Annotated in this window: 28 protein-coding genes; 1 reads left to right on the top strand and 27 read right to left on the bottom strand. The window is 33.1% G+C overall.

All coding sequences use genetic code 11. The annotated features are described in order from the left end of the window. Nucleotides 1–13: 13 nt before the first annotated feature. The 6 genes from MHH85_RS05530 to MHH85_RS05505 form a co-directional block, all read right to left on the bottom strand. On the bottom strand, nt 14–1,186 hold the full coding sequence (locus tag MHH85_RS05530; protein WP_340706204.1) for an endonuclease Q family protein: 1,173 nt from the start codon (nt 1,184–1,186) through the stop codon (nt 14–16). 268 nt (nt 1,187–1,454) lie between these two features. After that, the gene (gene cspC / locus MHH85_RS05525) at nt 1,455–1,655 is read right to left on the bottom strand and encodes a cold shock protein CspC (protein WP_010331195.1); all 201 of its coding nucleotides are present in this window, start codon (nt 1,653–1,655) and stop codon (nt 1,455–1,457) included. Between the two features lie 430 nt (nt 1,656–2,085). Next, entirely contained in the window at nt 2,086–2,337 is a 252-nt protein-coding gene (locus MHH85_RS05520) for a hypothetical protein (RefSeq protein WP_340706203.1), read from the bottom strand. 4 nt (nt 2,338–2,341) lie between these two features. Continuing rightward, complete coding sequence (locus MHH85_RS05515) at nt 2,342–2,674, bottom strand: ArsR/SmtB family transcription factor (RefSeq protein ID WP_193740281.1); 333 nt, start codon at nt 2,672–2,674, stop codon at nt 2,342–2,344. Nucleotides 2,675–2,778: 104 nt separating this feature from the next. Next, nucleotides 2,779–4,335: a Vga family ABC-F type ribosomal protection protein gene (locus MHH85_RS05510; RefSeq protein WP_340706202.1), complete on the bottom strand. Its 1,557-nt coding sequence runs from the start codon at nt 4,333–4,335 to the stop codon at nt 2,779–2,781. A 306-nt stretch (nt 4,336–4,641) separates the two neighbouring features. After that, the gene (locus MHH85_RS05505; RefSeq protein WP_340706201.1) at nt 4,642–5,865 is read right to left on the bottom strand and encodes a GNAT family N-acetyltransferase; all 1,224 of its coding nucleotides are present in this window, start codon (nt 5,863–5,865) and stop codon (nt 4,642–4,644) included. Between the two features lie 119 nt (nt 5,866–5,984). Here MHH85_RS05505 and MHH85_RS05500 point away from each other — a divergent pair, with 119 nt between their 5' ends. Continuing rightward, nucleotides 5,985–6,419, top strand: a complete 435-nt coding sequence (locus tag MHH85_RS05500) for a hypothetical protein (protein WP_340706200.1) — start codon at nt 5,985–5,987, stop codon at nt 6,417–6,419. A 39-nt stretch (nt 6,420–6,458) separates the two neighbouring features. On the opposite strand, the gene MHH85_RS05495 is transcribed toward MHH85_RS05500, so the two are convergent. The 21 genes from MHH85_RS05495 to MHH85_RS05395 form a co-directional block, all read right to left on the bottom strand. After that, nucleotides 6,459–7,202 (bottom strand): CPBP family intramembrane glutamic endopeptidase, encoded by a 744-nt coding sequence (locus MHH85_RS05495; RefSeq protein ID WP_340706199.1) that lies wholly within the window; start codon nt 7,200–7,202, stop codon nt 6,459–6,461. A 152-nt stretch (nt 7,203–7,354) separates the two neighbouring features. Next, nucleotides 7,355–8,047 (bottom strand): hypothetical protein, encoded by a 693-nt coding sequence (locus MHH85_RS05490; protein WP_193740286.1) that lies wholly within the window; start codon nt 8,045–8,047, stop codon nt 7,355–7,357. Beyond that, on the bottom strand, nt 8,044–8,913 hold the full coding sequence (locus MHH85_RS05485) for an ABC transporter ATP-binding protein (RefSeq protein WP_340706198.1): 870 nt from the start codon (nt 8,911–8,913) through the stop codon (nt 8,044–8,046). Before MHH85_RS05485 ends, MHH85_RS05490 begins: the two co-directional genes overlap by 4 nt. 2 nt (nt 8,914–8,915) lie before the next feature. Next, nucleotides 8,916–9,281: a GntR family transcriptional regulator gene (locus tag MHH85_RS05480; protein ID WP_340706197.1), complete on the bottom strand. Its 366-nt coding sequence runs from the start codon at nt 9,279–9,281 to the stop codon at nt 8,916–8,918. 331 nt (nt 9,282–9,612) lie between these two features. Beyond that, nucleotides 9,613–10,548, bottom strand: a complete 936-nt coding sequence (locus tag MHH85_RS05475; protein ID WP_340706196.1) for a polysaccharide deacetylase family protein — start codon at nt 10,546–10,548, stop codon at nt 9,613–9,615. Between the two features lie 37 nt (nt 10,549–10,585). Next, nucleotides 10,586–11,281 carry a hypothetical protein gene (locus tag MHH85_RS05470; protein ID WP_340706195.1) on the bottom strand — a complete coding sequence of 232 codons (696 nt, stop codon included), beginning with the start codon at nt 11,279–11,281 and terminating at the stop codon, nt 10,586–10,588. 71 nt (nt 11,282–11,352) lie between these two features. Then, the gene (locus MHH85_RS05465) at nt 11,353–12,984 is read right to left on the bottom strand and encodes a GNAT family N-acetyltransferase (protein WP_340706194.1); all 1,632 of its coding nucleotides are present in this window, start codon (nt 12,982–12,984) and stop codon (nt 11,353–11,355) included. 17 nt (nt 12,985–13,001) lie between these two features. Then, nucleotides 13,002–14,525, bottom strand: a complete 1,524-nt coding sequence (murJ, locus tag MHH85_RS05460; RefSeq protein WP_340708125.1) for a murein biosynthesis integral membrane protein MurJ — start codon at nt 14,523–14,525, stop codon at nt 13,002–13,004. Nucleotides 14,526–14,583: 58 nt separating this feature from the next. Next, nucleotides 14,584–15,972 (bottom strand): O-antigen ligase family protein, encoded by a 1,389-nt coding sequence (locus MHH85_RS05455; protein WP_340706193.1) that lies wholly within the window; start codon nt 15,970–15,972, stop codon nt 14,584–14,586. After that, complete coding sequence (locus MHH85_RS05450) at nt 15,962–16,999, bottom strand: glycosyltransferase (RefSeq protein WP_340706192.1); 1,038 nt, start codon at nt 16,997–16,999, stop codon at nt 15,962–15,964. Before MHH85_RS05450 ends, MHH85_RS05455 begins: the two co-directional genes overlap by 11 nt. Before the next feature lie 135 nt (nt 17,000–17,134). Then, entirely contained in the window at nt 17,135–17,830 is a 696-nt protein-coding gene (locus MHH85_RS05445) for a CpsD/CapB family tyrosine-protein kinase (protein WP_193740293.1), read from the bottom strand. After that, nucleotides 17,823–18,554: a YveK family protein gene (locus MHH85_RS05440; RefSeq protein ID WP_340706191.1), complete on the bottom strand. Its 732-nt coding sequence runs from the start codon at nt 18,552–18,554 to the stop codon at nt 17,823–17,825. The genes MHH85_RS05445 and MHH85_RS05440 overlap by 8 nt, the downstream gene beginning before the upstream one ends. Before the next feature lie 48 nt (nt 18,555–18,602). Then, nucleotides 18,603–19,358, bottom strand: a complete 756-nt coding sequence (locus MHH85_RS05435) for a tyrosine-protein phosphatase (protein ID WP_340706190.1) — start codon at nt 19,356–19,358, stop codon at nt 18,603–18,605. Between the two features lie 380 nt (nt 19,359–19,738). Then, nucleotides 19,739–21,472 (bottom strand): ABC transporter ATP-binding protein, encoded by a 1,734-nt coding sequence (locus tag MHH85_RS05430; RefSeq protein ID WP_340706189.1) that lies wholly within the window; start codon nt 21,470–21,472, stop codon nt 19,739–19,741. Between the two features lie 334 nt (nt 21,473–21,806). Continuing rightward, a complete protein-coding gene (locus MHH85_RS05425; RefSeq protein ID WP_193740296.1) occupies nt 21,807–22,109 on the bottom strand; it encodes a hypothetical protein in 303 nt (100 codons plus the stop codon). A 2-nt stretch (nt 22,110–22,111) separates the two neighbouring features. Next, nucleotides 22,112–22,309 (bottom strand): helix-turn-helix transcriptional regulator, encoded by a 198-nt coding sequence (locus MHH85_RS05420; RefSeq protein WP_340706188.1) that lies wholly within the window; start codon nt 22,307–22,309, stop codon nt 22,112–22,114. Between the two features lie 301 nt (nt 22,310–22,610). Beyond that, nucleotides 22,611–23,390, bottom strand: coding sequence for a sulfite exporter TauE/SafE family protein (locus MHH85_RS05415; protein ID WP_193740297.1), 780 nt, complete (start codon nt 23,388–23,390; stop codon nt 22,611–22,613). A gap of 66 nt (nt 23,391–23,456) precedes the next feature. Then, entirely contained in the window at nt 23,457–23,684 is a 228-nt protein-coding gene (locus tag MHH85_RS05410; protein WP_053416158.1) for a sulfurtransferase TusA family protein, read from the bottom strand. Nucleotides 23,685–23,818: 134 nt separating this feature from the next. Then, complete coding sequence (locus MHH85_RS05405) at nt 23,819–24,946, bottom strand: MBL fold metallo-hydrolase (protein WP_340706187.1); 1,128 nt, start codon at nt 24,944–24,946, stop codon at nt 23,819–23,821. A 92-nt stretch (nt 24,947–25,038) separates the two neighbouring features. After that, a complete protein-coding gene (locus MHH85_RS05400) occupies nt 25,039–25,590 on the bottom strand; it encodes a sulfurtransferase TusA family protein (RefSeq protein WP_340706186.1) in 552 nt (183 codons plus the stop codon). A gap of 50 nt (nt 25,591–25,640) precedes the next feature. After that, nucleotides 25,641–26,117, bottom strand: a complete 477-nt coding sequence (locus tag MHH85_RS05395) for a DsrE/DsrF/DrsH-like family protein (protein WP_193740299.1) — start codon at nt 26,115–26,117, stop codon at nt 25,641–25,643. Nucleotides 26,118–26,315 lie beyond the last annotated feature (198 nt).

Raw genomic sequence — 26,315 nt, 5'->3', positions numbered from 1 at the left:
ACACTGAAAATCCTTAAGACTCTTCTTTTTGTACCTTGCCATACTTACCTCCACCACCAACTTCTATTAACAACTTCCCTTTGCGGGATTGATCAATATATCGAACTAATTTTTCTGGTACCACTGCTGCTAATTCTTTATAAGTTGCTTTATGCAAAATATTCATTTCTGTCCCAACTGCAAGAAGTAAGCGGTCTAGTGATTTCGGTCCGAGTCCTGGTATGAAATCTAGCGGAACTTGATGAATATAAGGCGGTCTAGGTCGCTCGCTCTCTTCACTTTCAGAAAGCTCTTTTATTCTAGTGGCTACTCCTTTAATGATATTACGTTTGTGACATATTGGGCATTCAGATAAACCCTCATCCACTTTTGCAGCACAGCCACCACAAACTGTTTGATGGTATTTACCTAGCAAAGGATTTAAACCATAATTAGCGATTACAGCTCGTCCGTCTTTTTCTTGAAGCGCTTTTTGTAATTCAGTAAAACTTGCATGTTCAAGTCTCATTTTTTGATATTCTCTTGCAATTTTGCCGACAGAATGGGCATCTGAATTCGTCAAGAAGGTATATTGCTCTAACTCTTTTATCCCTCTCACCATATACGTATCGGAGCTTAATCCAAGCTCAATGCCGTCTATCATAGATGGATCAAACACCTCCCTTAAACTAGATAATACACCTTTACCGTATAAGCTTTTAAAAGGAGTAAACACATGAGCAGGAATAAATAAACCTCCAAGTGAACGGACTTTCTGTTGAAGTGTTATACCATCACAATAAACTCGTTGAGAACTTAAATTGATATTCTTTACATAGCCACTCATCCACATCGAAAAAGTTTTCATAATTTCAATAGTTGGAAAATAAGCAAGGACATGAATTGGGCCACGGCAATGCTCATCGTAAATCTCAATTTCAGAACCAAGTATCAAGGTAGATTGTCCGAACTGTAATCCTCCATCAGCAATCTCCGTCATCTCTTCCTCTTGTATCATTTCTTCAATTTCTTCAATAACCTCTGGAGATTGGCAATCTATAATACCTATTAGATCGATACCCTTTCGTTCACTAGCAGCTTCTAAAATACGTCGTAAAGTTAATCTTTTACTACCAGTAATTTTTACAGGTCTACCACTTTTGGTACGACCAATATGAATATGTAAATCTGCGTAAAATTCCTTCATTTTTTCACCACCTTCATAATTAATTTTTTCAATTTGAAATTAAAAGAATATGATGGATCACTATATTGAGTTAACCATATGGTTCACTTTTCCCCGAAGTATTATACCTAAACGAGTTGAAGCAATTAGACATACTCTAATCATCGTAATATCAGTTTATATACTATCTAGTAAATGCACCATTGTTCGCCACACTATGGAAAATAAAAAAGACAGTAAAAAACCCGACTCTCATAAGAGAGTCGGGCTTTTCTACTACTAGTTCAAATTAAGCTTTTTGAACGTTAGCAGCTTGAGCGCCACGTGCGCCTTGCTCAACGTCAAAAGTAACTTTTTGACCTTCGTCTAAAGATTTGAATCCTTCACTTTGGATTGCTGAGAAGTGTACGAATACGTCATCTCCGTTTTCGCGTTCGATAAATCCAAATCCTTTTTCTGCGTTAAACCATTTTACTGTACCTTGTTCCATTATTGTTGCCTCCTAGTGTGATATCCACACATTGTATTACTATCCTTGTCCAAAGTGATGGTCCAGACGACAAGTCAAACTTATACTGCCCTTTGCACCGAACAAAAATAACTAACTTCATAATACCATGCACTTACGAGATATGCAAGTGTTGTAACGAATAAAAAACAAAAGAACAGAATTCCACATTACACTTTTTCTTTCAAATAGCTCAAAAACCTTGTCAAATAGGGCTTTTCATTCAAATTCAAAATATGATAATATTTAGAAAATAATTTAAAAAATGTATTTTCTATAAATATTTTCACAATATTTAATTTATTTGAAATGAAGATCTTACCCTTCTATTTAATGACGCCTAATTTGAAAACTTTTGCGAATATTTTGGATCATCTTAAGTTCTTTCAATCTTAGTATATCCATTTTTTATTTATTCAACCTCTTTTAACATTTTTTCAATATTAATAATGCGCTCATTCATTTCTGTTATCATTTTTTGTTGAACTTGTAGATTTTCACGTTCTATTTGTAGCCTCTCATCGGCACGTCTGTTGTACTTTTTGATTGTATAGATGACGAACATCATTACAATAATCGCTATTAATATTGGCATAAATACTGATAGAAAATTAAATATCAAAAAAATGGATTCTCCTAATCCAGTGTCAAAAACCATACTCATTTCATCATTCCCCTTTTTCCTTTTTATTTTTAAATGTAAGTGTAGGTACTACTGACTTAATCATTTGCTCGTTAATGTCTAACTGGAAAGGTATTAGTTCGTAAAACTTCATTGCCTTACCATTTTCAGAGATCTCCATATAACTTGCAATTAAGCCTACTTCCTCTAACTTTTGTAAATGTAAGTACAGTAGAGGCCTACTAATGCCTAAATCTCTTGCTAGCTGGCTAACGTATTGCTTTTCTTCTGAAAGTACAGCGATAATTTTCAATCGATGCGGGTTAGACAAAGCTTCCAAAAACTTTAGTAATTCATCACCGTTATTTATATTTTTCATATGTAAGTATTTTATGACAGGTAAAATCCAAAATCAACCTTAATTAGAAATTAAAAATAAAAACCTCAAAAAGAAAAACTTTCACCCTTTTTGAGGTTCTACTATTATAACTTACGTTTTTCTTTAATTAGTCGTTGAAATTCACTTTCAAGTTCCTTTGTAGGTTCTATACTAAGTCGCCCTAACACTTCAGATATCTTTAAATTTAAGATTAATAATTCATTTTCCTTGTTATCAGGTGCTTTCGTTTTCTTTGTTTGCACTCTTTCTTTTAAAGGCCCTTCAAATAATTGAAGTTTTCCCTTTTCAATTTTCAACTGTCTCGTTGAAATATTTTCTACAAAACGTCGATCATGAGATACGAAAATGATTGTTCCTTCGTATTCTTTTAAGAGCGATTCAAATGCTTCGACTGCATCTATATCTAGGAAATTAGTCGGTTCATCTAATATCAACGTATTTACATCGCTAACGAAAATTTTAGCAAGCGCTACTTTTACACGCTCACCGCCACTGAGTACCCCTACTTTTTTATATACATCATCTCTATAAAAATGAAGTCTTGCCAATACGGTTCTAATAAATGTCTCATCTTGTATTGATAGTTCGCTGACATTTTCTAAAATAGTTTTTTCAACATTTAACACGTTCAAGTTTTGACTAAAATAACCGACTTTCACTGCAGGTGAAATGGTAATACCTTTTTCTTGATCAACAATTTTCTTTAACAAAGTCGTTTTCCCACTACCATTATTACCGGTAATAGCAACCTTTTCTCCTCCGCGTATTTGAAAACTGCTTTTTTGCCAAAGTAATCTGTCTCCTACACGACCTTCAACATCTTCAACTCTTATTATGATTTTCCCCTTCACTGTTTCAGCGTTTGGTAAATCCATTTTTATCGCAACTGGATTTTTTACTTTCTCCACTTTTTCTAATTGCTCTAATCTCGTCTCTATTGCTTTCGCTGTTTTTTGTAATTTCTTTTGTTTTTTCGCAAAATACGGTTTTGTTTTGGATGCTTCCAATTTACTCACTGATTTTGGTACTTTTGCTGCTCTCGCTGCTTTCTTTTCTTTTAAAACTAAGGCTTCCTCTAACTGTTTTTTCCTAGTTGTATACTTTTCGTAGGAAGCTTCTTGCTGTTTTTTCTCAATTTTCTTTTGCTCAGTATAGTCAGAATAATTCCCTCTATATTCTTTTAATCCGCCGTCTTCGAGCTCCCAAATTTTCGTGCAAACCGCATCTAAAAATGCACGGTCATGGGATACGCTAAGTAATGCGCCACCTCTTCTTAATAATTCTCCTTCAAGCCATTCCACATGATGCGTGTCTAAATGAGTTGTTGGTTCATCAGTTATTAATAGACGGGCACTCTTTGTTAGTGCGCCTTGTATATATGCCTTTGTGACTTCCCCACCACTCTTTGCGGATGTCGATTCCTTTAACTGTGGTACAAGTTCTAACGGACTATAGGCTTTCACATATCCGCTTTCGGGTTCTTTCAATCCCGCTAACACTTCAAGCAATGTCGTTTTTCCAGAACCATTTTTACCGATTAAACCAATGCGGTCATGGTCATTTATTTGTAATTTTTCTATATTAAAAACTTCTCTATCCTTAATTGAATACTGCAGTCCATTTGCTTCTAATAACATCATAAAAAATATCTCCCCTCATGTATCGGGGCAAAAAAAATGCCCCCTATTACAATCAGAATAGGAGGCATGGGTGCACAGCAAAAAGAGACTTCTCTTTATTGTCCAACACATGAATAACAATCCTATTCTGAAAACACTGGAATGAAGGCATTTTGAAAAAAACAGAGTATTTCATCTGATTTAAAATACGATTCATTCTTAGCGTTCGAAAAAATAGGATTAGTACTTCATGTAATTGGGTCACCCTTTCGTTTTTTAGTTATATTCACTATACAAAATTTAGCTTATATTGTCTATTCTAAGTTACTAGAAATAATCGATAAAACTTGGTACCACATTTGGTAAAATCGCTTCAAGTAAGGTAACAGATGCAGTATCACCTTTTAATCTTTCTATACTATGCAAATACGTTGGACGCTTATACCCTAAGAACATCGTGACAAACGTTTGAATCGTCATTTGTACAGTATTTGACTCAAGCTCATTACTTACCTTTTCGACCGTTACTTCTCCTGATTGAACAGTAATTTCAAAGGTTCCATGATTCCATTCTAGGAGGGTGTCCGTTAAAGCTAATCGAATGTGGAAGTTCGATCTTGCAAAAGGAAAAGGCTCAAGAAACTTTTGGACATCAATAATTCTTGCCATGAAGTACGGGGAGACATTTTGCTTGATTTCACTATCTTCCATTAAGAAAGCTATCGCATCATTGCCAGAAGTTTTGCCATAGACATGGTAAATCATCGAGCGATGGGCGTGTACAAAGTTCCATAATGCTTTACGAGCAACTTCCTTCAAATATACAAGCTCATCAATATAAAAATCCTCTTCCATAATGCGATAGAACATATAGCCAAGCGCTAAACCGTCATCATCATAATACACGGCAGCTTGTAATTTCGTATCGCTACCTTCAAACTTCTCTTCCCAATACGATTCTTGAAATTTCTCATTCCAAGCTATAGCATTTCGTTTCATCGCACCATGCGTATTCCGAGCATACCTGTTGTATACATCACGTAGATCTGAAAAGTCATCCTTCATACGTCTAACTTGCCCAGGAATATTTCTATAAAAAGGTAGTTGAGTATCTTTCACTTGATATTCTAGGATGTCGCTCATAATTTCAAATCCCTTTTTACGATAATAAGGAATTGAATAAGGGAATAGGTAGGCTATATAACGCCCTTCTTTACGCATCCTTTTCATGCTCTCAACCATTAGTGTATGCATCAAACCATGGCTTGAGTATTCCGGATAAGTACCAACTGCTGTCATGCCACTCATATCATAAATTGTTCCATGAATATTCACTTGAAACGGCAAATTTAATACTTGTGCGACAAGTTGCTCTCGGTCAAACCAACCAAGTGCTAGTCCCTCATCGAACTGTTTACTTTTCGCATTTACAAATAATCGATCCTTATTAATAGATAAGGAAATTTGAAACACATAGTTTAATAATTCAATCGACTGACCAATCTCGGATTGAGGAATTTCCCGCATTACTAAATCTTTGGATCTTCCCATTTTAAAGCCCCCTTATCTCTTAATTCTTATTAAAAATATAACCAAGTTTTCTTCATTTTGTACTAATTTTCACATTATATTATGTTAAACTAGGAAAAATCCTTGAAGGAGGAATTTTTTTGAAATCCAAACAGATTATTGCTTTCTTGATTTTCATTTGTTTTATGACCTTACCTAATCATTCTTCTGCTACTAAATGGGCATATTCACTCGTTACTTGGGATGGCTACGTTTATGAAGTAACGAATGAACTTGTCACTGAAATAGAGAAAGAAATTGGTCATGTCACGAGTTATTCAGATATGGAATCGCTTGGTGGGAACTTTTCGAATACTTATAAAAAAGGAACAAAGTACTTCTCTATTAAAGGTATCAGTACAAAGCAAGCAATTGCTGTTCAAGTAAAGGATGACCAGTTTTTGAAGGCGTTAATGAGGCATGAACAACAGTCCACTGTACTCAACACGTTACAGAACAAGCTCTTTTTCCCTTTCGCTGCTGGAATTATTATTTTGATTTTGATGACCATCGTTATTATAAAACGCTTCAAATAAAAATGCCAAGAGCTACACATTGTAGTCTTGGCATTTCATTTATTTGGTTAAATATCCTAAAGGAACTGAAGAATATGTTTTTCCCTTGTTCTTTACTCGTATCCATAGGAAAATTGAATATACTAATAATATGAAAAAGATGATATATGCTGATGTGATAGAGCTTTCGACATTTCCCATAAAGTTAAAAAAGTTATTTAAGCCGTGGAACAACATCGTAATGATAATCGACTGCCCATCCATTACAAGCAATGCTAACACTAATCCTACAACAAGGGCATACAAAATTTGAATAATCGTATCTTCAACTGATTGACCACCTAATAACTGTAGTGAGTGTGTCACACCGAAAAGAATACTTGAAATCCATACCGCTATAAAAGTACCTTTTGCAGATAAAATTCGCAACATCATTCCTCTAAAAACCGTTTCTTCGATAAAAGCGACGATTAATAACTGCATAAGGAACATAGCAATTAGGTTAGGAACAGATTCAAAATTTAAACCGTTGGTGCTAAATAGAATGATACACAATACGAGAATAAGTGGAACATATAGCAGTAGACTTTCTTTATTAAGATGAACTTTCACAAAGAAGTATTGACGCCATTTCTTTTTGAAAGCTATATATAGGAAAAGAATGATTGCTAATGGAACCAGCATAACAAATTGTAAATATGGACTAGTGGGTTCGGTAATGGTTACAAAGGCGCCATTTACCGTATAGAAGAACATTAAAAGCAATTCCAAACCAACAATTTTAAAGACGATTTTTTTATTCATATAGGTATTCCCTTCTCGGCTAAATTTCCTAAATCCATTCATCTTATGATAGTAGATTGCCTGAGTATACGCTTCTAAGACGAACCTTCTAGATTTCCTTAATTCAACATTTACTATATTTGTTTTTCATTTCTTATACATTTAGTAATCAACTATTCTCTTTTTAAATCTACTCTATTCAATAATAAATACGTACATGCCCATAAAACGATGGAAACAATCAATAACCAGCCAAAAGAAGCAAGAGCTTGCTCGCTATATACTCTTTCGAAGAAATCAAACAAGTTGCTGCGAATAAAAGGTAATGAGGTTGCTAAAATCAATACCACTATGACACTAATTGGCCCTACTAATCCCCATTTGTAATACAATGCTCCACTCAGCATTGCTGCGCTACTAACTAAAATTCCTACACAGAAATCGACCCACATATTAGTAACAATTAATGAGTGATTCGTAAAAACGCTACTCCAACTAAAGATATTAAAGTGTTCGATGCTAAACGAAGTTAATATTTGATTTACAGAGACTAAAATGATGATGTTAATAAGCGCCATCACAATAACATTTTGAACACGACTCAAAATACTTGCTGTCATAAACTCGCCCCGTGTTAAACCAAAATGGATACAATAATTAAAATTTTTACCTATTAATACATAGCTAGAGATTGCCATAAAAATGTAAATTGCCACACTGTTTGTAAATTGTGTTGTAAAATCATTTACAGTTACTGTAAGAACAAGACTAAGTGTTAGAAATAATAATAAGAATCCCCAGAAGATACTTTGTGTTTTTATGTTTCTTACTTCCAATATACTTTTAGCTGAAAGTATCCGATTCATAGTATTTGTTCCCCTTTCTCAGTTACATGAACAATAATGTCCTGCATATTCAACGCATTTCTCTTACAGTTTTCTGGCATTACATGTTCTTTTTCCGATTGATCGAAGACAATAATTTCTCCATTCCCCATAAAATGCTTTTCTTCCAAAATGGTGAATTTATTTTTTATTTCCTCGATTTCTTTAGTCGGACCTGTAATCGCATAAACTTTCTCTTTCAGCTCATCCGTTTGGATATCTAAAAGTAGTCTGCCTTTATTAATAACGTATACTTTTTGAAATAAGGAACTTACTTCGTCAATTAAGTGCGTAGAGAAAATAATTGTGCGCGGTACCTCTATATAATCATTAAGAAGATATTGATAAAATTTCTTTCGTGCATTCGCATCCATACCGATGTAAGGCTCATCGAAAATAGTTATTTCACATCGACTTGAAATACCTACCATCACGCCAACTGCGGATTCCATCCCTTTTGAAAGTTCCTTAATTTTCTTCGTACGATCTAAATCGAATAGTTCTAAAAGAGAGTCAGCCACTTCCTGATTCCAGTTCGGATAAAAATTCCTACATAACTTAAGTAACTGAGAAATTTTTATATCAACAGGGAAGTTATTACCTTCTTGAATAAAACATACCTTCGCTAATACTTTTTGGTTATTAAACGGTTTTTGATCATTTACATATACTTGCCCTGAAGTCGACGACCACTCTCCAGCGATGATTTTCATAAGTGATGTTTTGCCAGAACCATTTTTACCTAAAAATCCAACAATTTGATTTTCTTCGAAATCAAAATTTAAATTATCTAAAATCGTGTGATTTTTTATTTTCTTAGAGACATTTTTCATTTGAATAACAGTCATGTTCATACCCCCTGGTTATCAATAAGTTTCTTTACCTCATCAACCGAAATCCCTAGACGTCTCGCTTCTTCTAATAATGGCTTTAAAAAAACATGGGTAAATTCATTCTTCCGTTGTTGTAAAATTTTGCTGGTAGCTCCTTCTTTTACAAACATACCTATTCCCCTTCGCTTATATAAAATCTCATCCTCAACTAGTATATTTAACCCTTTCCTCGCGGTCGCTGGGTTTATCTGATAAAATTCCGCAATTTCATTTGTGGAAGGTACTTGCTGCCCCTCCAGTATATTGTTATTCAATATTTCATTTGAAATAATCTCTGCTACTTGTTGAAAAATTGGTACTTCACTATTTACATCTAATTTCAAAGTATCTCCCCCTCTTGTGAGTTGAATTTAGTTAGTTGGTTAGTTACTTGTGTAACTAACTATATAACAACATGAAATTAATGTCAATAAATAAATTTAATGTAAATGGATAATTTATTATCAACTAACAACAAAGTCAATTACACAATCAGTAAGCTCCATATAATGGTTGGGTTAAAAATAGATAAATAAAAATTTGTAGATACTGACATGTAAGAAGCAATTGAAAGAAAGCTCGAAGTCGTTAATCATCAAACAGCTGCTCATTAGGCTACAGATTGTGCTGAATAAAAAAAAGTCCGAAGAGAAATTGCCTATTCTCTACGGACTTTTAATTTGCCTTATTCGAATTTATCAAATTAACCATCTCTCTCATATGCATGCTTTGGAAATGATATTTCCCCTTTAAATATTCTACATGATCTAATATTTCCTCAAGAAATTGAAGATTTTTTTCGGTGTTCTTTCCAAAATTATGTGGATGCCACCATAAATGATAATACTTATTGTTTTTAGCAGCCTCAGTTAAGCTATTTTTAATGCGTTGTAACCGAAGTCTCTCTAATATGCTCAATTTACTGCTATATGGTCTTAAAAAACGGCTAGATGGCACATTAATTATCGGGTTCGTACTTACTTTTTCCAACTTATAGCTATGATGACCTGTAATATTAATATAATTATCAGCCAATCGAAGCATTCGCTTTATAGTTGTATTCATTTCTTTAATGTATGGGCCATATATCCAACTTTTTTCATTCCCTCGATAAGCAGTTATGCCATATTCATGACATAGCTTTAAATACTCTATATTAACTTGATTTCTCGGAAATACTAACGATGAAATTCCTTCATTCAAATTATTCACTGCCTGCAAATCCTTTTCAAAATGCTCGATTTGCTGCCCTTCTTCTAGACAATAGTAATGTGTGAAAGTATGTGAACCAATCTCTTGGTTTGGTATTTCTTTGATCATCTTAATAAGTGAATTTCCATAATGATATAAATCCGCTTGCTCATCTTCACCGACATTAGGTAGGTTATGTTTTGCTGATAAAGCTTCATTTTCATATGGAACTTCTATACTTTCCAAGCAAGTTAAAAGTTCTTTTTTATTTTTGCAATGCAGCATTCCTACTATAGCCCACGTAGCATGAATGTCATACTTATGAAATAACTGTAGTATTTTAGGAATTGCTATGCGAGCACCTAAAATATTTTCCCCATAATTTTCAATAGAAAAAACATCATGAACTCCCCAATTCAACTCAAAATCTAATGAAATAATAAGAGCCCCCAGTTCTTCATCCTTTCCTCATTTTTTTTGCACGTAACCAAAGTATTAACTGACCCAATTTTGAATTTGCTTCATAGCCGGAATAAACATAAGCTATTTCCCCACCAAATTCCATTTTGAAACTACGAATATTTGGATTCGTTGTAAGTCCACCCATATCAAAAATTGTATGTTTTTTTGATTTGAAATATAGTATATTTCTCCAAATCAAAAATCTATTCGCTTCGCTTAATAATCTTTTTTCTTCAGTCTTTTCTTTCATGCGAAAATGAGAGGCAGAATATAAACAACAAGCTATATTACCGTCAGAGATATACACTCGATAACAAAGCACTTCATTTTCCTCATTCAAAACTTTCGTAATTACAAGTCCATTCTTGTCTTTTAACATACTCATCGTATTTACATGAAAGGAGTTACAAGTGTACGTATTTGCAAAAGTCGCAAACTGATTATAAAATTCTTGAAATGCTCGAATATCTGAAATTGAAGGTTTTTCAAGAACTTCTATATGAAAATGATGGCCTGCTCCTTTTTTAATTTGCTTTCTATTAGTACGATGTAAATCTTGAAATAATTCATTTTCTTTTTTCGTTAAATCGATATGAAGTGTTTCAAACTGATGTAGTTGCTTTTTAGGAACTAGAGAATGAGAAAAGCCTACAATATCCGTTAATTTGTCACTTGAAACAATCTCCTTCAAAAAATAATAACTATTCATTTTTATATTTAGAAACTTTCTCTCTAATAGAATAATAAAAGGCACCTTCTCTTTTAAATTTCTACATCTTTTTTCACTTTTTTCTTCCCTAATACTCTTGAGTAAGAAAGCCTTTCAGTGATTTCAAAATCATTTGATTCGAGTAATTGAATATTCTTTTTATCATGCTTATTTACATGTACAAAAATGTATTTTGGTCGATATTTACCTTGAACAAAAGACAGTATTTGCTTTAAGTTTTCATTCTCCCAATCTCTAATATAAATGGTCTTTTTCTTTAAGTTTTCTACTACTTCAATATCGTCCAGCCGAATGACATTTTCATTTACCCAAAATGCTTTATTCTCGTCAGTAGCATAATAACCTTTATATCCGTTATATATTTTCTGAAGTGTTTCTTTTCTTTCACCTTTCATTGATAGAACCATTTCAGGTGTTATTTGTTTAAAATGACTATTCAATTTCATTTCACTAACCGTCAACTTTGCTATTAAATATTGTTTTCGCTCATACAAAAAAGGTTGCAGCCTATTCTTCCAAATATCTTTCCAAAAATGAAACTTATCCTTATTTCGAAGATAATATTTCAACTTTCCAATTGTGTTTCTTCGAAAAATAACAATAGAATAATATTTTCTAACTCTTGAAATAAGTTTTTCTTTTAACCAAAGGAAATATCGATATATACTTGCTCTAAAAGTATTTGTAGAAAAAATTGTTTTTCTCGTATAATCAGAATCTGTATTCCATTCTAGCTTATATGGTTCATATCCTATGCTCATATCAAGTTTTTGAAATCCATAGTCTATGTTTCTTTTAATCTTCTCTTTAACTAAAACCCTACCTGGACCGTAAACATCAAAATCAGAATCATGTCCTAATACATATCCCAAATACCTTCCTCTACATGCAAAACCATACGTAAATGCAATCATTTCATTTCGTAATTTTAATGTAGATAAACGAACACGTAGTTTTCCATTACTCTGTTCAGCTAAGTACTTAAAAAATGCTTGCTTTCGTTCACTAGAAAATCCACTTGTATCATTTTTCTTTTTCCAGCGTTTTTGGTGCAGTTTAAATACTTGATTTATCTCTGATGCTGGGGAAATTTGCAGTTGAACATCTCCAAGTAATCTCAACCTTTTTTCCCTTCGATCTAATCCATGCAACTTATGCCGAGGTTTCATGTAATCTTCGTAGGTTATATTTTTCAAATCAATATAAGGAGTGACAATACGAGAATAGCGTTCCTTCATATTTCTAGCTTTCAAATAATTCGAAAGTTTACTATGTGTTTCTACACTTTCTAATAATCCATGTAAATAAAAAACTACACGCTTCTTCTCTTTTATTAACGTATCAAATACAAACATGATAATTCGGTCCATGTCTTTTTTTCTTACAATTAAATCCATATAATTTGCATCACCAAGAGCTAAAAAATGCAAAATATATCCATACCAAGTTTTTTCTGATTGGAATGGACAGAATGCAATCATACGATCATTTTCTTTTACTGCATATATTTCTACTTTTTCATCTTTTCCTAAGAATCTCCACCAATTATAAACAAATTCATACTCTATAAATGGATTTGTATTATCATTTTCTTCTAAAATAGCTGACCATTCTTTCTCATATCTTCCTAAGTCATTATACGTAGTAATTCGAATGAGCTCCAAATTATCCTCCATTCTTGTTAGGTTTGTTTTGGACGAATCTTATTCAACAAGAAATTTACTAGTACTTTTGATTCTTTCACCTTTAATAGCGTAATTAAAAGGAAATAGATACTACTCCCTATCAGGATAACTACAATCATTTTTAAAAATATGTTCCAATCTGTTAATACATATTCGTTTAAACTATATACAACAACCCCCATTACACTGGATGCTAAAGTTACTTTCATTAAAGTGATAAAATTCCCTTTCAAACCAAATGCTCCTATTTTTTTCCTTAGCTTAATAACTAAGAGCGTCGAGCAGAAGAGTGCAGAAATACTCGTGGCCAGAGCAATTCCACTGATTCCCATATATGAGGATAGTATAAAACTTAATAGAATATTCAAGAGAACTGCAAAAGAAGCATTATACATCGGGGTTTTAGTATCTTGAATGGAATAAAAAGTCCTATTTAAAATCTCGCGGATGCCATAACCTATCATCCCTATAGAATAGAAGAAGAGTGCATGAGATGTCATATCTATTGCGTGTTCGTCAAAATGTCCATGTCCAAAAAGTAATCTAATGATAGGATCTGCTAAAATCATTATTCCAATACTAGCAGGAACAACGATTAATATGACAACCGAAATTACTTCACTAATTGACCTTTTAAAGTCTTCTTTATTTTTTTGAACAGCCAAATTAGAGATGAGAGGAAACATTACCGTAACGAATGAAAGAACAAAAATACCTTGTACAAAATCATTTAATCTACTAGCATACGTCAATGCAGAAACTCCACCTTCCACTAAAGTAGAAGCAAGGGTTTTATCAACCATCAAGTTGATTTGGTCAATAGATATTCCAATCATAATTGGGAAAACGACAACTGCCATTTTCTTTATATGCTTGTCGGTAAACTGCACAATCGGAACATAACGATAATTTGTTTTTTTTAGTGATGGGACTAAAAAGAGCAATTGAATGAACGCTGCTGTAACACTTCCAATTGCTAATGTAATGATATTTGTTTGAGTACTTACAATAATAGAGATGATAATAACAAAATTGAACGGCAGTCCAACCATAGCGGGTATTGTGAATTTCCCATACAATTGAAGATAACTGCTGAAAAGCTGAGTAACACTAGTAAAATATATACCTACTAATCCGATTCTTGTAAAAAGGACAGCGATTCTTAATGTTTCTCCATCAAATCCTAATGCAAATAATTTTACTAGCACATTAGAAAAAAGAAGACCAATTAATATGACTGAAGTTGTAACTAGCAAAACAATGTTAATAAGATTATTCGTAAAGTATGTGGCAGATTGCTGTCCTTCACTATGTTCAATTTGTTTAAACATTGGAATATATGCCGTGGATATCCCGGAAATGATAAGACTAAACAATACAGATGTAATTGTAATGGAAATAATATAGGCATCACTCGTAGAAGAAGCACCATAAAAATAGGATAGTGTAATATCCCGTAGAAATCCGGAAACTTTTGATAGAATTGTTATGACCATCAAAAGAACAGCTGTTTTTTTTATAGTTTCTATGATCTTTCCTTCTTTTCTTTTTATTTATGTTGCAATTCTATACTTATGATTATCCATACTCGGTCTTCATCGAATCGGTCTCCAAAGAATCAAATTCCATAAGGTTTTTTATTGCAAAAAGTAGTAAAAGGAAAAAACTTTCATTAGACATTGCATTTAGTGACAAGTAACTTATCCCTATACAAATTATAGGTAACCAACTTATAAAATCTCTCTTCAAATTCTTTCTGTAAGCAAAGCTATATTTTAATAATGTTGCTATTAACATTATAAAAACTAGGAACCCTACTAATCCCCATACTACTAGAATTTCCAGAATAATATTATGTGCTTCAAGTTGAATACCTGATCTAAGGTGATAATCTTGAATTCCTATTCCGAAAATCATATCTTTTGTATCAGACATTAATAATTGAATATATTGTTCAGCAAGTACATTTCTATTACTAGTAAGAGCAGATGGATCATCAATGAAATCTGTAAATCTAGAAAGTAATAAATTTAAAATAGAAGTAAATTCTGAAATAAAGAAAATAGAAAACAAGACAAGGAATCCAATTACCATCATAATAAAAAACATGATCTTTTTATTTTTTTTCAATCTAAAAATAATCTTAATAAGTAATAACGTTAACAACAGAGAAATAACTAATAAAAACATTCTTGATAAGCTGAGTACGCCGAAAGCGACAAAAAAAATAAATATCAATGGATACAAGAATTTAAGAAGTTTATTTGTCTCGCGATTTACGAGATATAAAAGAAGAAACAATGAGATCATTACATACATTGAAAAATAATTTGGATCTCCCGCTCCACCTTTAAATCTAATAGTTGCATTATTTGACATCAGAGTACCGTAACTCTCAAAAAAATCTAAGATACCATAGCATATTGAAATAAACACACCGGTAATAGAATATATAATTACGATTTTATGATTATATGATTTCAGGGAATAAAAAAAGTATAAAGAAACATATAAAATAGCGATACTCCAGCTAAATAACAAGATAATAGATTTTATATCATAATCAAAAATATGGCTCCATTCATAAGCAACAAAAAACACAATTATAAAAAGATAATTCTTATTAATAGGCTTCTTAAAATTCAAAATAAAAATTTTAAATAAAGCAATTCCCATTAATACATTTAGAATTGGTACAGACATACTTGGTATGGGAATAAACATTACTGCTAAATTAGGGATTAGTGAAATTAAAATTGCAAATGTGTGATCTGGTGAAATAAATAATATACGGAAAGCTAGATAGATACTTAGACAGTAAACTAATAAATTAATATTAAATAACTTGTCACTTAAAATACAAAATCCTATGATATATAAGTCTAGATAACCTAATCTTTGACGTAAGTATTGACTAGTTTTTTGGGAAGTATAGCTCAATTGATCTTCTCGAATTTCAAAGGACACTACAATACACCTGCTGTAATTGATTCTTATAATCTTCCATATTAAACATTTCACCGGATTTTTTAGAAGCCCTTAAAGACATCTCTGCATATTCATTCTCTGAAAGTGAAAGTGAAATTATCGCATTGATAAATTCTTGATCATCTTTACAAATAACACCACAATTACTACTAACAATACTCTGCATTTCTTCCAGATTAGGGACTATTATAGGTTTGCCCATTGATAAAGCTTCAATAGCAACCATCGGTAACCCTTCAGATTTAGATGTCATAACTAGAATTTTTGAGTTTTGCAAAACAGGGTAAGGATTATCCATAAATCCTATTAAATCAATATTCTTCTCTAATTTTAATTCTTCAATTAAATCTTTACATTGTCCTTCTAAGCTTCCCTCACCCATCATCACTATTGAGATAGTTGGAATCTCTTTTACTAATTGATAGATAATTTTAATAAATCGTAGTGGATCTTTAACATCTTCCAATCGTCCTACGAATGCTATGTCATATCTTCTCTCAGTTGGAACTGAAGCCCTTTCGGCTATCCATTTAACATCTACAATATTTTTAATTACGATTGTTTTTTCTTTGAATATTCTAGACAAAAATGTATGTTCTTTAATTGCTGGTGTAACTACAATTATTTTTTTTATTTTTATACATGCTAAGAAAAATAGTATTGAAAATTTATTTATACTCTTCAGCCATTTTGGATATTGATGAATATGTGATACTACAGGGATATTAAAACTTGCTATTAAACTTTTAAGAGTCGCAGTAAAATCATGAGCATGAATTATATCAGGCTTCCATATTTTGATTGCTTTTCTAATTTGTTTAATCGATAGTTTTTTCATCGGAATATAAGTAATATCTCTACTAATCAGTATTTTTTCAATACTTCCCATTGGCGATGAATAGGCTGATTCGGAGAGTTCAGATAAATTATTTATTATACACATAGCTACATTTTCTGCACCAGCTAGTCCATCAGTGCTAAGAATATGTAAAACTTTTTTGTTCATCATGTTCTCCTTCCGCACAACAATATGAAAAAACTTATTCTTATCTAGCCACATTGATTATTATTAGAAAAAACTACATTAGTGCCAAATGCGTTTGCATTATTGACTGATTAGATATATAAATCTAGCTGCAATTTACTTATCTTCCCCATAATATTCATAATAATAATGCCCTTTCTCTAGTTTAAAGTTGTTCAAAATCGTCCCGAGTATGTTTGCTTTAGAAGATTGAAGTACTTCCTTGGTCTTGACGGCAAATCTTTTCTCAGTTGACCCTGCACTGATAACCAAAATTGTTCCATCACACTTTTCAGATAAAATTTGCGCATCTGCTACTGAAAGTACTGGAGGGGCATCGAAAATGACAATGTCATATAAAGCTTTTGCCTCTTTGATAAATAGATCCATAGATGTCGATCCAAGGAGTTCTGCAGGATTCGAAGGTATGGGGCCACAAGTTATTAAATCTAATCCTTTAATACCGGATTCTTTAACTACATCATCGATTTTCCATTGGATCATTAACAAGTTAGTAAATCCCGGCGAGAGCAACTTATTAAACGTATGATGCATAGTGGGTTTTCTCAAATCTGCATCTACGAGAAGTACCTTTTTACCTTCTTGTGCAAATGCAATAGCAGTATTAGCTGCTACTGTTGATTTGCCCTCCCCTTTTGAAGCAGAAGTAAAAAGTAATGTACAAAATTGCTTGTCCTTCATCGAGAATTTGATGTTCGCTCGGACCATTCGAAATTGCTCTGAAACAATTGATCTTGGGTCAGTACTTGTAATAAGCTTTCTTCGATGCTCCTTCCGCTTCTTCTTAAACATCTTTTACCACTCTTTTCTTTTTATTTTTCTTTGTCTTTTTTGATTTCTTTTGTGAAATTGGACTAATGAGACCAAGAATCTGTAACTCTACTACTTCACTAATATCTTGCTCTGTTTTTATAGTTTTATCTAAATATTCAATAAGAAATGCTATTCCTACACCAATCATTACTCCTAGAAGAGATGCAATTGCCATATTGAGAATGGGGTTAGGACGAATTGGTTTACTATTTTTGATTTCGACTGCAGGTGAAAGTATCTTAACGTTATCAACGTTCATCAGTTTCGGAATTTCTTCTTGAAATACTTCCGCAGTTGTATTGGCTATTTCAACAGCTTCTTTCAAATTTGTATCCTGAACACTCACGTTAATAACTTGTGAATCTTGCTCACTGCTTACGTTGATATTCTTATTAAGCACTTCCAAACTATCGTTAAGGTTCAAGTTATTCACAACTTTTGTTAAAATAACAGGACTTTTTATAATGACACTATACGTATTAATAAGTTGGAGATTCGTCTGGACATCTTGTTGTATAAATTGTTTATTTTCCACGTCCTTTTGACTGATAAGAATTTGTGTAGACGCTTCATAAACCGGTGTTAATAAGAAGTAACTAACTCCCCCTGCAATAGAAACTGCTAATATAAATGTACTAATAATGAGTAAGAGTCTTTTCCTTATTGTTTTGAATATGTCATGTAGGCTAATCGTTTCTTCCATAAGAGTTGTCCCCTCCTTTTTTGCCATTCTTTTGAAAGAATTCATTTATTAATCTCGAATTTTTTTGAAACTGATTGGACGTTTAGGTTGAAAACTAGTGCCATTTATTACGTGTTTTGCATTTTCACTATAATAAGATACATGACCCTCTGAGAATTTTTCTCGTATGTATTGATATGCAGCTTTCAATAAAAAAGGTCGCTTTAGATAATGATGAGCATCTGAAGAGATAAAATGGACTATATTATGTTTAATCAAATACTTTATGTATTTTTTTATGGCTCTACCATTTACACCAATTAAACTGGATGCTGTTACTTGTACGAGAGTACCTTTATTCACTAGGTCATATAGCTTTTGCTTGTCTTTTCTAAATACCATATTCCTTTCAGGATGGACTATTATAGGAATAAAACCTTTTAGTTGTATTTGAAACAGAATATCAAAAGTAAAGAGAGGGATATGATTTATCGGTAATTCTATCAATATATATTTGCCACTATTAGCTAGTGTTATTAGGTCGTTATTTAAATCAGCTATCAAGGTATTGTATATATGCGTTTCTTGACCTGGTAGAATTTCCAATGGAATCAATCTTTCATCTAGTTCCTTATTCAAATTGACTACAGCCTCTTCAACTACAGAAGATGGGTTCATATATTTTCCATCATGATGATGAGGGGTAGCAATAATATGTGTTATCCCATTTGATACTGCATTCTCGGCAAGTAACACAGCCTCTTCAATTGACTTTGGCCCGTCATCAAGTCCGGGTAAAATATGATTATGAATATCTACAAGCAATCGCTCCGCTCCTCCAATAAATTGTGATGACTAAAATAATGTCGTTAATAGTTTATTAAAAAAAACCATTGGCATTTCAAACATTCATCAAAATATAGTCCTTTAATTACTATTTTTCGTCTGAATTTTTTTATTAAGTGCCTATTTTCTTGAATCTTAATAAATATGAGCTTGCTATGAGTTTATTCAACTTTTAGAGTGAAAAGAACTAAACTAATTTAACTTTTGAGAAGTATTTAAATAGAAAAAAGCTGCCCTATAGTTCCGGACAGCTCTTGAAATTACCATTATTTAACTTTCATAATACAAAAATAGTATACCTATCTTGATATATTTAATTTCAAGATATTTTTTATTTATTCACTAAAACCATGTCTTTCTCATTCTGGAATATCTTGAAACTCATCTGCCATTACTAATTGATTGTAAAGAGAGTGATTGTCTTTTAAGTCTGTATGTTTACCACATGTAATGGTTCCATCAGTGTCTACGACAAGAATTTGATCCACTCGTGAAGCAAATGATAGTCGATGGCTGACAATGATTTTAGTTGAGACCAGTTCCTTACTCCAAATCAACTCCGTGATTTCCGCGCTTAGTATAGGGTCTAATGCAGATGTTACCTCGTCAAATATAAGAATAGCTGGATTTCTCAACAATGCACGTGCCAGTGCAATCCGCTGCCGTTCCCCACCCGAAGCTTGAACAGCGTTTGGGCCAAGAACCTCTTCTAAACCATCAGGCAATTTTTTCACAAATGACTCTAATCGAGTGATTCTAATTACTTCATCAATTCGTTCGGGAGATATTTGATGCGCATTTGATATGCCATACAAGAGATTTTCTCTTAAAGTACGGTTCCAAATGACAACGTTTTGGGGTACGATTCCAATTTGTTTACGTAATTCGTCTTTGTTCCAATCAACAGTAGGTTTACCTGCAATGCTTACTTCACCTTTATTTGGATAGTACAAACAAGTGAGTAAATCAATTATTGTACTTTTCCCTACTCCACTTGGGCCAACAATCAAGGTAGTCGAATTTTGCTTTGCAGTAAAATTAATATCTATTAATCCTTCTTGACGGTCAGGATAATGAAAATCCACGTTTTTAAACTCGATTTCTAAAGCTTTATCTTCCACAGTCTTACCTTTGTTTTTAGGATTCTCTGATTGCGAATCAAGTAAAGTATAAATTTGATTGAGTACAATTTTCACCTTTTTTGTGCCTAGTTGTGCTCTTTGTAAACTTGACACAGATTGAAAAACCATAGGGACATATGCTATAAAAGCAACGATACTGCCGAGACTTAGCAAATCATTTTGAACTCTTATGTATCCATAAATAATGACAATACTTAAACAGAGCGATTGAATAAAAATCAATATACCATTTACATTTAAATCTGAAATTAGTCGTCTTTTCATCCAAAAACCACGATCTATTTCCAACCACTTCTTCCAATTTGCGATTTCTCTATCTCTATTAGTAAAAAGACGCACTGTTCTAACGTTTGCCAACACTTCTTGAAGAAAATCCGCACTACCTATTCTTGCACCTCTATATTTACTTTCAACCTCCTTAACCTTCGTCCCAGTCATCGCTGTTAAGAAAACTGTTAGTAGTGAAAATGCTAATATAATTAAGCTAATAGGTATATCGAGCAACAGCATGGATCCAAAAGTTAAGAGTAACGTAAAAACAGATAATATGGCTGGAACCAGCTCGTAATCAATATAGCCATCGCCAACTATTATAGAGTCTTGTACATTTTGATACATGCTTCCAGCTGAATTTTTGTCCAGATACTCTGTTGGTTGATTTAACATACTTTGAAATGTATCTTCACGGAATTTTTGTGAGATTTTTTGGCCAATGCCAGATAGGAAATACGTTTGAATATAGGAGATTACAGTAGCTAATATTGGAATAGATATAAGTAGAGTAACATTCCTAATGAAAGAAGTCGTTTGTCCACCAGTAAGTGTATTAATAAGATTCTTCATGACGAGTGGCTGTGAAACCATAAGTAGTGTGGATACTAAAGATAAAGCTAATCCTATTATAATGGGTTTCCATAATGGTCGAACATAATTAACGAATAGACGTTTCAATACGTTTCCCCCTATTATAAATACAGTTTTTATTAGAGATTAATTAGTTGCCATTTGGCGTTTACTAGAGTGAGAATATACACTAAAAAAAATCCAAGTAGATTAAATCACTTGGATGCACTTTAGAATAAGCATATTTCCTTTGACCCCCCGAAAAATAAAGTGATCATTTAGATAATTTAACTTAGAATTAAGTTAATACTAAGTAGACGAATTTATTTCACTTCACTTTAAAAGAATTATCACCACACATTCTAATAGATAAACATAAATTCAAAGTATCTCGAGGTGTTAAATTGTACCATAAATAGCGTTAAATATAAATTAAATGATACTAATTTTGACTTTGAGCAACTGCTGCTCCTATGGCGTAGGATACCATGTGACCAACATAAATCGCTGTAATTAAGAAAAAGGCAAGTAATGAATCAAAAACAAAAAGTGCTAAAAACCAAACAATGACAATAATCCCTGTTGACGCAAACCATGCATAAGAACGACCTAAATGATGAATGCGATTATACCGCTCATCAACGATTTTTTTCTTTTTCAAGTACATATGGTTTCCTACAGTTGTTAATAATAGAATTGCCACTACAAAGGTGAAAATTCCAATGCCCATCCACATTCTTTCCATTCTTATTCCTCCTCATAAATAAAAACATCTTCAATTGAACAGTTGAATAGTCGAGAAATTTTAAAGGCTAAAGTAATTGAAGGATTGTATCGTTCCTTCTCCAATGAAATAATTGTCTGTCTAGATACTTCTAACTTTTCCGCAAGATCATCTTGTGTGTAATGATGTTTTACTCGAAATTCTTTAATGTTATTTTTCATTTTATCTCCATCTTCTTAGTAAAGTTAACTTTACATTCATTTTAATTTACAATTTATTGAAAGTCAAGCTTACTTTACATTGAATACAAATGAAAAAAGAGGACCAACAAACAACGAATATCTATCTTTCCTATAAAACTGTTCGGATACAGCAAATTAGCTAAAAGACTTTGCTCTAATAGTTGATATAAGAACTAAAAAGTGAAAAAATAACTATTCTTACACCTTAGTGATCTTCTTTTGCGTACATTCAATAGAAAAATGCAGAATATATTTTCTTATCCTGCATTCATGACTTCTTCTACATTAAAATGTCCACCCAGATTTTTATAGCGGTTGCACCAATGATCAATGCTAGCATCATCTGTAATAATTTTGTATTCATTGCTTTAGCGACTTTGGCTCCAATAGGCGCTGCAATCAAACTTGCTGCTACTAACACTAACAATGGCCCCCATTCTACTTGTCCAGTTGTAATTTTCCCAATTGATCCACCGATGGAAGAAATAAACGTAATTGCTAAACTAGAAGCGATTGTTATACGAGTTGGGATTTTTAAAATGACAAGCATGATAGGTACTAATATGAAACCACCTCCTGCTCCGACAATACCGGAACCTATGCCAACGATAAACGCTAAGCCAGCTGCAAGAGATTTATTAAACTGCACTTGATGCACTGGGACATCAGGAATTTGTTTACGAGGAATAAACATTAATATTGCTGCAAGTAATGCAAACACTCCGTACACTACGTTTATACTTTCTGCCGATAACCCATTCGACCCAAAGCTACCAAGTAAGCTACCTGCTAATACTGCTATACCCATCGTAAAAATCAATGATTTATTTAAATATCCGCCTTTACGATACGCCCATACACCTGCAATCGATGTCACAAGTATTTCAACTGCACTAATACCAGCAACTTCGTGTGAAGTAAAACTTGTTAAACTAAGTAATGCCGGAATATATAACAGCATCGGGAATTTGATAATAGCGCCACCAATACCAAGCATTCCGGAAATAAATGAACCAACAAAACCAATGAGAAATAAGACAGTTATTAATGAAAAACTCATTTTTTTTCCTTCTTCCTTACTAAAAAAGCGAGCATCGATTGCTCGAGTACCCGCCCATTTATTCTTTTATGCTTTTTCTATGAAGAAGCTTAATACACCTGCATCTTCTTTCTGTTCTACGATATTGTGACCTCCAGCTTTTGCCCACGCTGTAAAATCATTTAACGCGCCTTTATCTGTTACCAATACTTCTAGTACTTCGCCAGAAGCAATAGTATCGATTGCTTTTTTCGTTTTTACTATTGGCATCGGACAGGCTAGCCCTTTTACGTCTAAAGTTTTTATAATATTCAAGTTTATTTCCCCTTTTTATTTCGTTTTATTTTTTATGTTGGAAAAAATCCTCGCTTTTCCTTATTAAACTTGCAAATAAATAATCTGCAATCGTACATATGACATTCCTACCATCTGTCTCCAAGTTCAAAAAATCATCTTACAGCACAACGGTTTGGACCAATTTCCATCTCTGTTTGCGCTTCATTATCTGGTGTAATTTCGCCCATGTTCACTCGTCGAATTTCTTGGTATGCGTTTGGCTGTGGTGGTAAATTCTCGGTTACAAGCGTACGAAATTCATCTTCGTCTTCAATATTCAACCCGTGGTTTTCTACAAATAAATCACCTAAGCGTTTTGCGACTGTACCATCTTCGTTTAATTCATCAATTTTCATAAAGTGCGAAGGATGAACGATTAAGTCCTCTGCTAATTCGCGGTAACGTCTATAAAGCGTTTCACGTAAGTCACCTACCCAGTCCTCTGCAAGGCCAGCTAAGTCAGGACGGCCAATTGAATCGATAAATAAAATGTCACCAGTAAATAGATATTGACCATCGATTATTAAAGAAGTTGATCCAATTGTATGACCTGGTGAATATAGGACACCAACATCAATTTTTGAGCTACCAAGTTGTACTGTTAAACCATCTGCAAGTTCTGTGTATTCGAAAACAACTTCTGTAGCATCGGCTTTTGGTAAGTAATACTTTGCACCAGTCGCAGTTGCTATAGCACGACCACCTGAAATGTGATCGGCGTGTAAATGTGTATCAAATACATGTTTTATTTCAACACCTTTTTCATGAGCAAAGTTTGTAAATACTTCCGTAAAACGTACGGCATCAATTAAAGCTGCTTCCCCTTCAGAAATCACCATGTATGAAAGACACCCCTTACCCAGACGGATAAATTGATATAATTCACCGCCGTTCGGAAGTTCGCCTACTTTTATTGGCTCTAAGTACATACTCCAAGATTTCATACCTCCTGCAAGATAACAAACGTCAAGTCCTTCGACTGAAAGCATTTCAGCAATCATAATTGATGAACCTTCTTTTGCACAAACGATTAATACATCTTTATCCGTTGGAATTTTTGGAAGGATTTCTTCAACACCATCAAGTAGCTCGAAATAAGGTATATTTAAATACTCAAATTTCTGACCTTCAATTTTCCAATCTTCAAATGCATCTTCATTTCGTACATCTAAAATGAATAATTCCTTCTTTTCGATAACTTTACGTGCAACGTCTGCTGCGGTACATGTATTTACTGTCATATCCACGTTACCCCCATAGGTATTATTTTTCCGATTTTTTTGCAGTAAAAAATACTCCTACTGCACGGATGAAAAGTTCTATTTAATACATATTATATATTTTTTGTTAGTTCACCTTTCCAGGCTGTCATCCCTGGTAGTACGTTGTATACCTTATTAAATCCAGCGTTTGCTAACTTATGTGCCGACATATCACTACGTTTACCTGTTCGGCAAATCACATAAATTTCCTTATCCATATCTAATTCTTTTATCCGTGCATCAAGCTCGCCCATTGGAATGGATATTGCACCTTCTATATGACCGAATGCGTATTCAACTTCTTCACGAACGTCTAGGATCACTCCAGAACGACCTGTGATTTCTTCAATTGAAATGGTATTTTCAAACGTTTCTTCCACATTAATATCTTTTGAACATTTACGAATATAGTGATATAGGATCTCATTCTCTTCAATGGTACCAATATACTGATGTCCAATATTGCCTGCCCATGCAGCTAAATCTGCCTTTGATCCTTTATCCGTTGCTTGTACCTCAAGAACTTCACCATCTACTAAGCCTTCCATTGCTTTTTTCGTTTTAACGATTGGCATAGGGCAAGCAAGCCCCTTAGTATCTAATTGTATATCTGCTTTTAACATCTCTTACGCCTCCATACCCATAGGGGTATTATTTATGATAAAAAAATATTTTAGATGAATAAGTTAACATTGCCGTCTTCAGCATCTGCTAGGTACGCTGCAACGCCTGCATAATGTACTCCGTCTATTAATTCATCTTGTTGAAGTCCGAGTAGATCCATTGTCATCGTACAGGATACTAATTTAATATCTTGTTCCTGTGCCATATTAATCAATTGCGTTAATGTTAAGGCATTATGTTTGTTCATAACGTGCTTAATCATTTTTGGGCCCATCCCCATCATTTGCATTTTTGATAAACCGAGTTGTTCTGCACCACGTGGCATCATTTTGCCAAACATTTTTTCAAGGAAACCTTTCTTCGCTTTTATATCTTCTTGTTTACGAAGTGCATTAATTCCCCAAAAAGTGTGGAAAATTGTTACTTCATGATCATATGCGGCTGCCCCATTTGCAATAATGTAAGCTGCCATCGCCTTATCATAATCACCACTAAATAATACGATTGTTGTTCTTTTCTTCTCCATTTCAAACTCCTTTATACCACCAGGGGTATTATTTCTTTTAAAAATAAATAGTCGTAAGCCTTAGTGACTTTTCCCGACTACATTTACTGTTTCCTTAAACACTTTTTTTGAGTTGTCTTCATCTGCTCTTTTAATACAGTTCAGAAGATTATCTGTATCTGTAAATATTACACAAAGTTTCACTAGAAATCAGAATGT

Source organism: Viridibacillus sp. FSL E2-0187 (genome assembly GCF_038006425.1).
GTDB lineage: Bacteria > Bacillota > Bacilli > Bacillales_A > Planococcaceae > Viridibacillus > Viridibacillus arvi.
This window is presented reverse-complemented; position numbering and strand designations above follow the sequence as displayed.

What these genes read in the sequence shown, in the direction of transcription:
- MHH85_RS05530 (WP_340706204.1), bottom strand. Translation starts at nt 1,186, where the DNA reads ATGAAGGAATTTTACGCAGATTTACATATTCATATTGGTCGTACCAAA.
- cspC (WP_010331195.1), bottom strand. Translation starts at nt 1,655, where the DNA reads ATGGAACAAGGTACAGTAAAATGGTTTAACGCAGAAAAAGGATTTGGA.
- MHH85_RS05520 (WP_340706203.1), bottom strand. Translation starts at nt 2,337, where the DNA reads ATGAGTATGGTTTTTGACACTGGATTAGGAGAATCCATTTTTTTGATA.
- MHH85_RS05515 (WP_193740281.1), bottom strand. Translation starts at nt 2,674, where the DNA reads ATGAAAAATATAAATAACGGTGATGAATTACTAAAGTTTTTGGAAGCT.
- MHH85_RS05510 (WP_340706202.1), bottom strand. Translation starts at nt 4,335, where the DNA reads ATGATGTTATTAGAAGCAAATGGACTGCAGTATTCAATTAAGGATAGA.
- MHH85_RS05505 (WP_340706201.1), bottom strand. Translation starts at nt 5,865, where the DNA reads ATGGGAAGATCCAAAGATTTAGTAATGCGGGAAATTCCTCAATCCGAG.
- MHH85_RS05495 (WP_340706199.1), bottom strand. Translation starts at nt 7,202, where the DNA reads ATGAATAAAAAAATCGTCTTTAAAATTGTTGGTTTGGAATTGCTTTTA.
- MHH85_RS05490 (WP_193740286.1), bottom strand. Translation starts at nt 8,047, where the DNA reads ATGAATCGGATACTTTCAGCTAAAAGTATATTGGAAGTAAGAAACATA.
- MHH85_RS05485 (WP_340706198.1), bottom strand. Translation starts at nt 8,913, where the DNA reads ATGACTGTTATTCAAATGAAAAATGTCTCTAAGAAAATAAAAAATCAC.
- MHH85_RS05450 (WP_340706192.1), bottom strand. Translation starts at nt 16,999, where the DNA reads ATGAACAAAAAAGTTTTACATATTCTTAGCACTGATGGACTAGCTGGT.
- MHH85_RS05445 (WP_193740293.1), bottom strand. Translation starts at nt 17,830, where the DNA reads ATGTTTAAGAAGAAGCGGAAGGAGCATCGAAGAAAGCTTATTACAAGT.
- MHH85_RS05440 (WP_340706191.1), bottom strand. Translation starts at nt 18,554, where the DNA reads ATGGAAGAAACGATTAGCCTACATGACATATTCAAAACAATAAGGAAA.
- MHH85_RS05425 (WP_193740296.1), bottom strand. Translation starts at nt 22,109, where the DNA reads ATGGAAAGAATGTGGATGGGCATTGGAATTTTCACCTTTGTAGTGGCA.
- MHH85_RS05420 (WP_340706188.1), bottom strand. Translation starts at nt 22,309, where the DNA reads ATGAAAAATAACATTAAAGAATTTCGAGTAAAACATCATTACACACAA.
- MHH85_RS05415 (WP_193740297.1), bottom strand. Translation starts at nt 23,390, where the DNA reads ATGAGTTTTTCATTAATAACTGTCTTATTTCTCATTGGTTTTGTTGGT.
- MHH85_RS05405 (WP_340706187.1), bottom strand. Translation starts at nt 24,946, where the DNA reads ATGACAGTAAATACATGTACCGCAGCAGACGTTGCACGTAAAGTTATC.
- MHH85_RS05400 (WP_340706186.1), bottom strand. Translation starts at nt 25,590, where the DNA reads ATGTTAAAAGCAGATATACAATTAGATACTAAGGGGCTTGCTTGCCCT.
- MHH85_RS05395 (WP_193740299.1), bottom strand. Translation starts at nt 26,117, where the DNA reads ATGGAGAAGAAAAGAACAACAATCGTATTATTTAGTGGTGATTATGAT.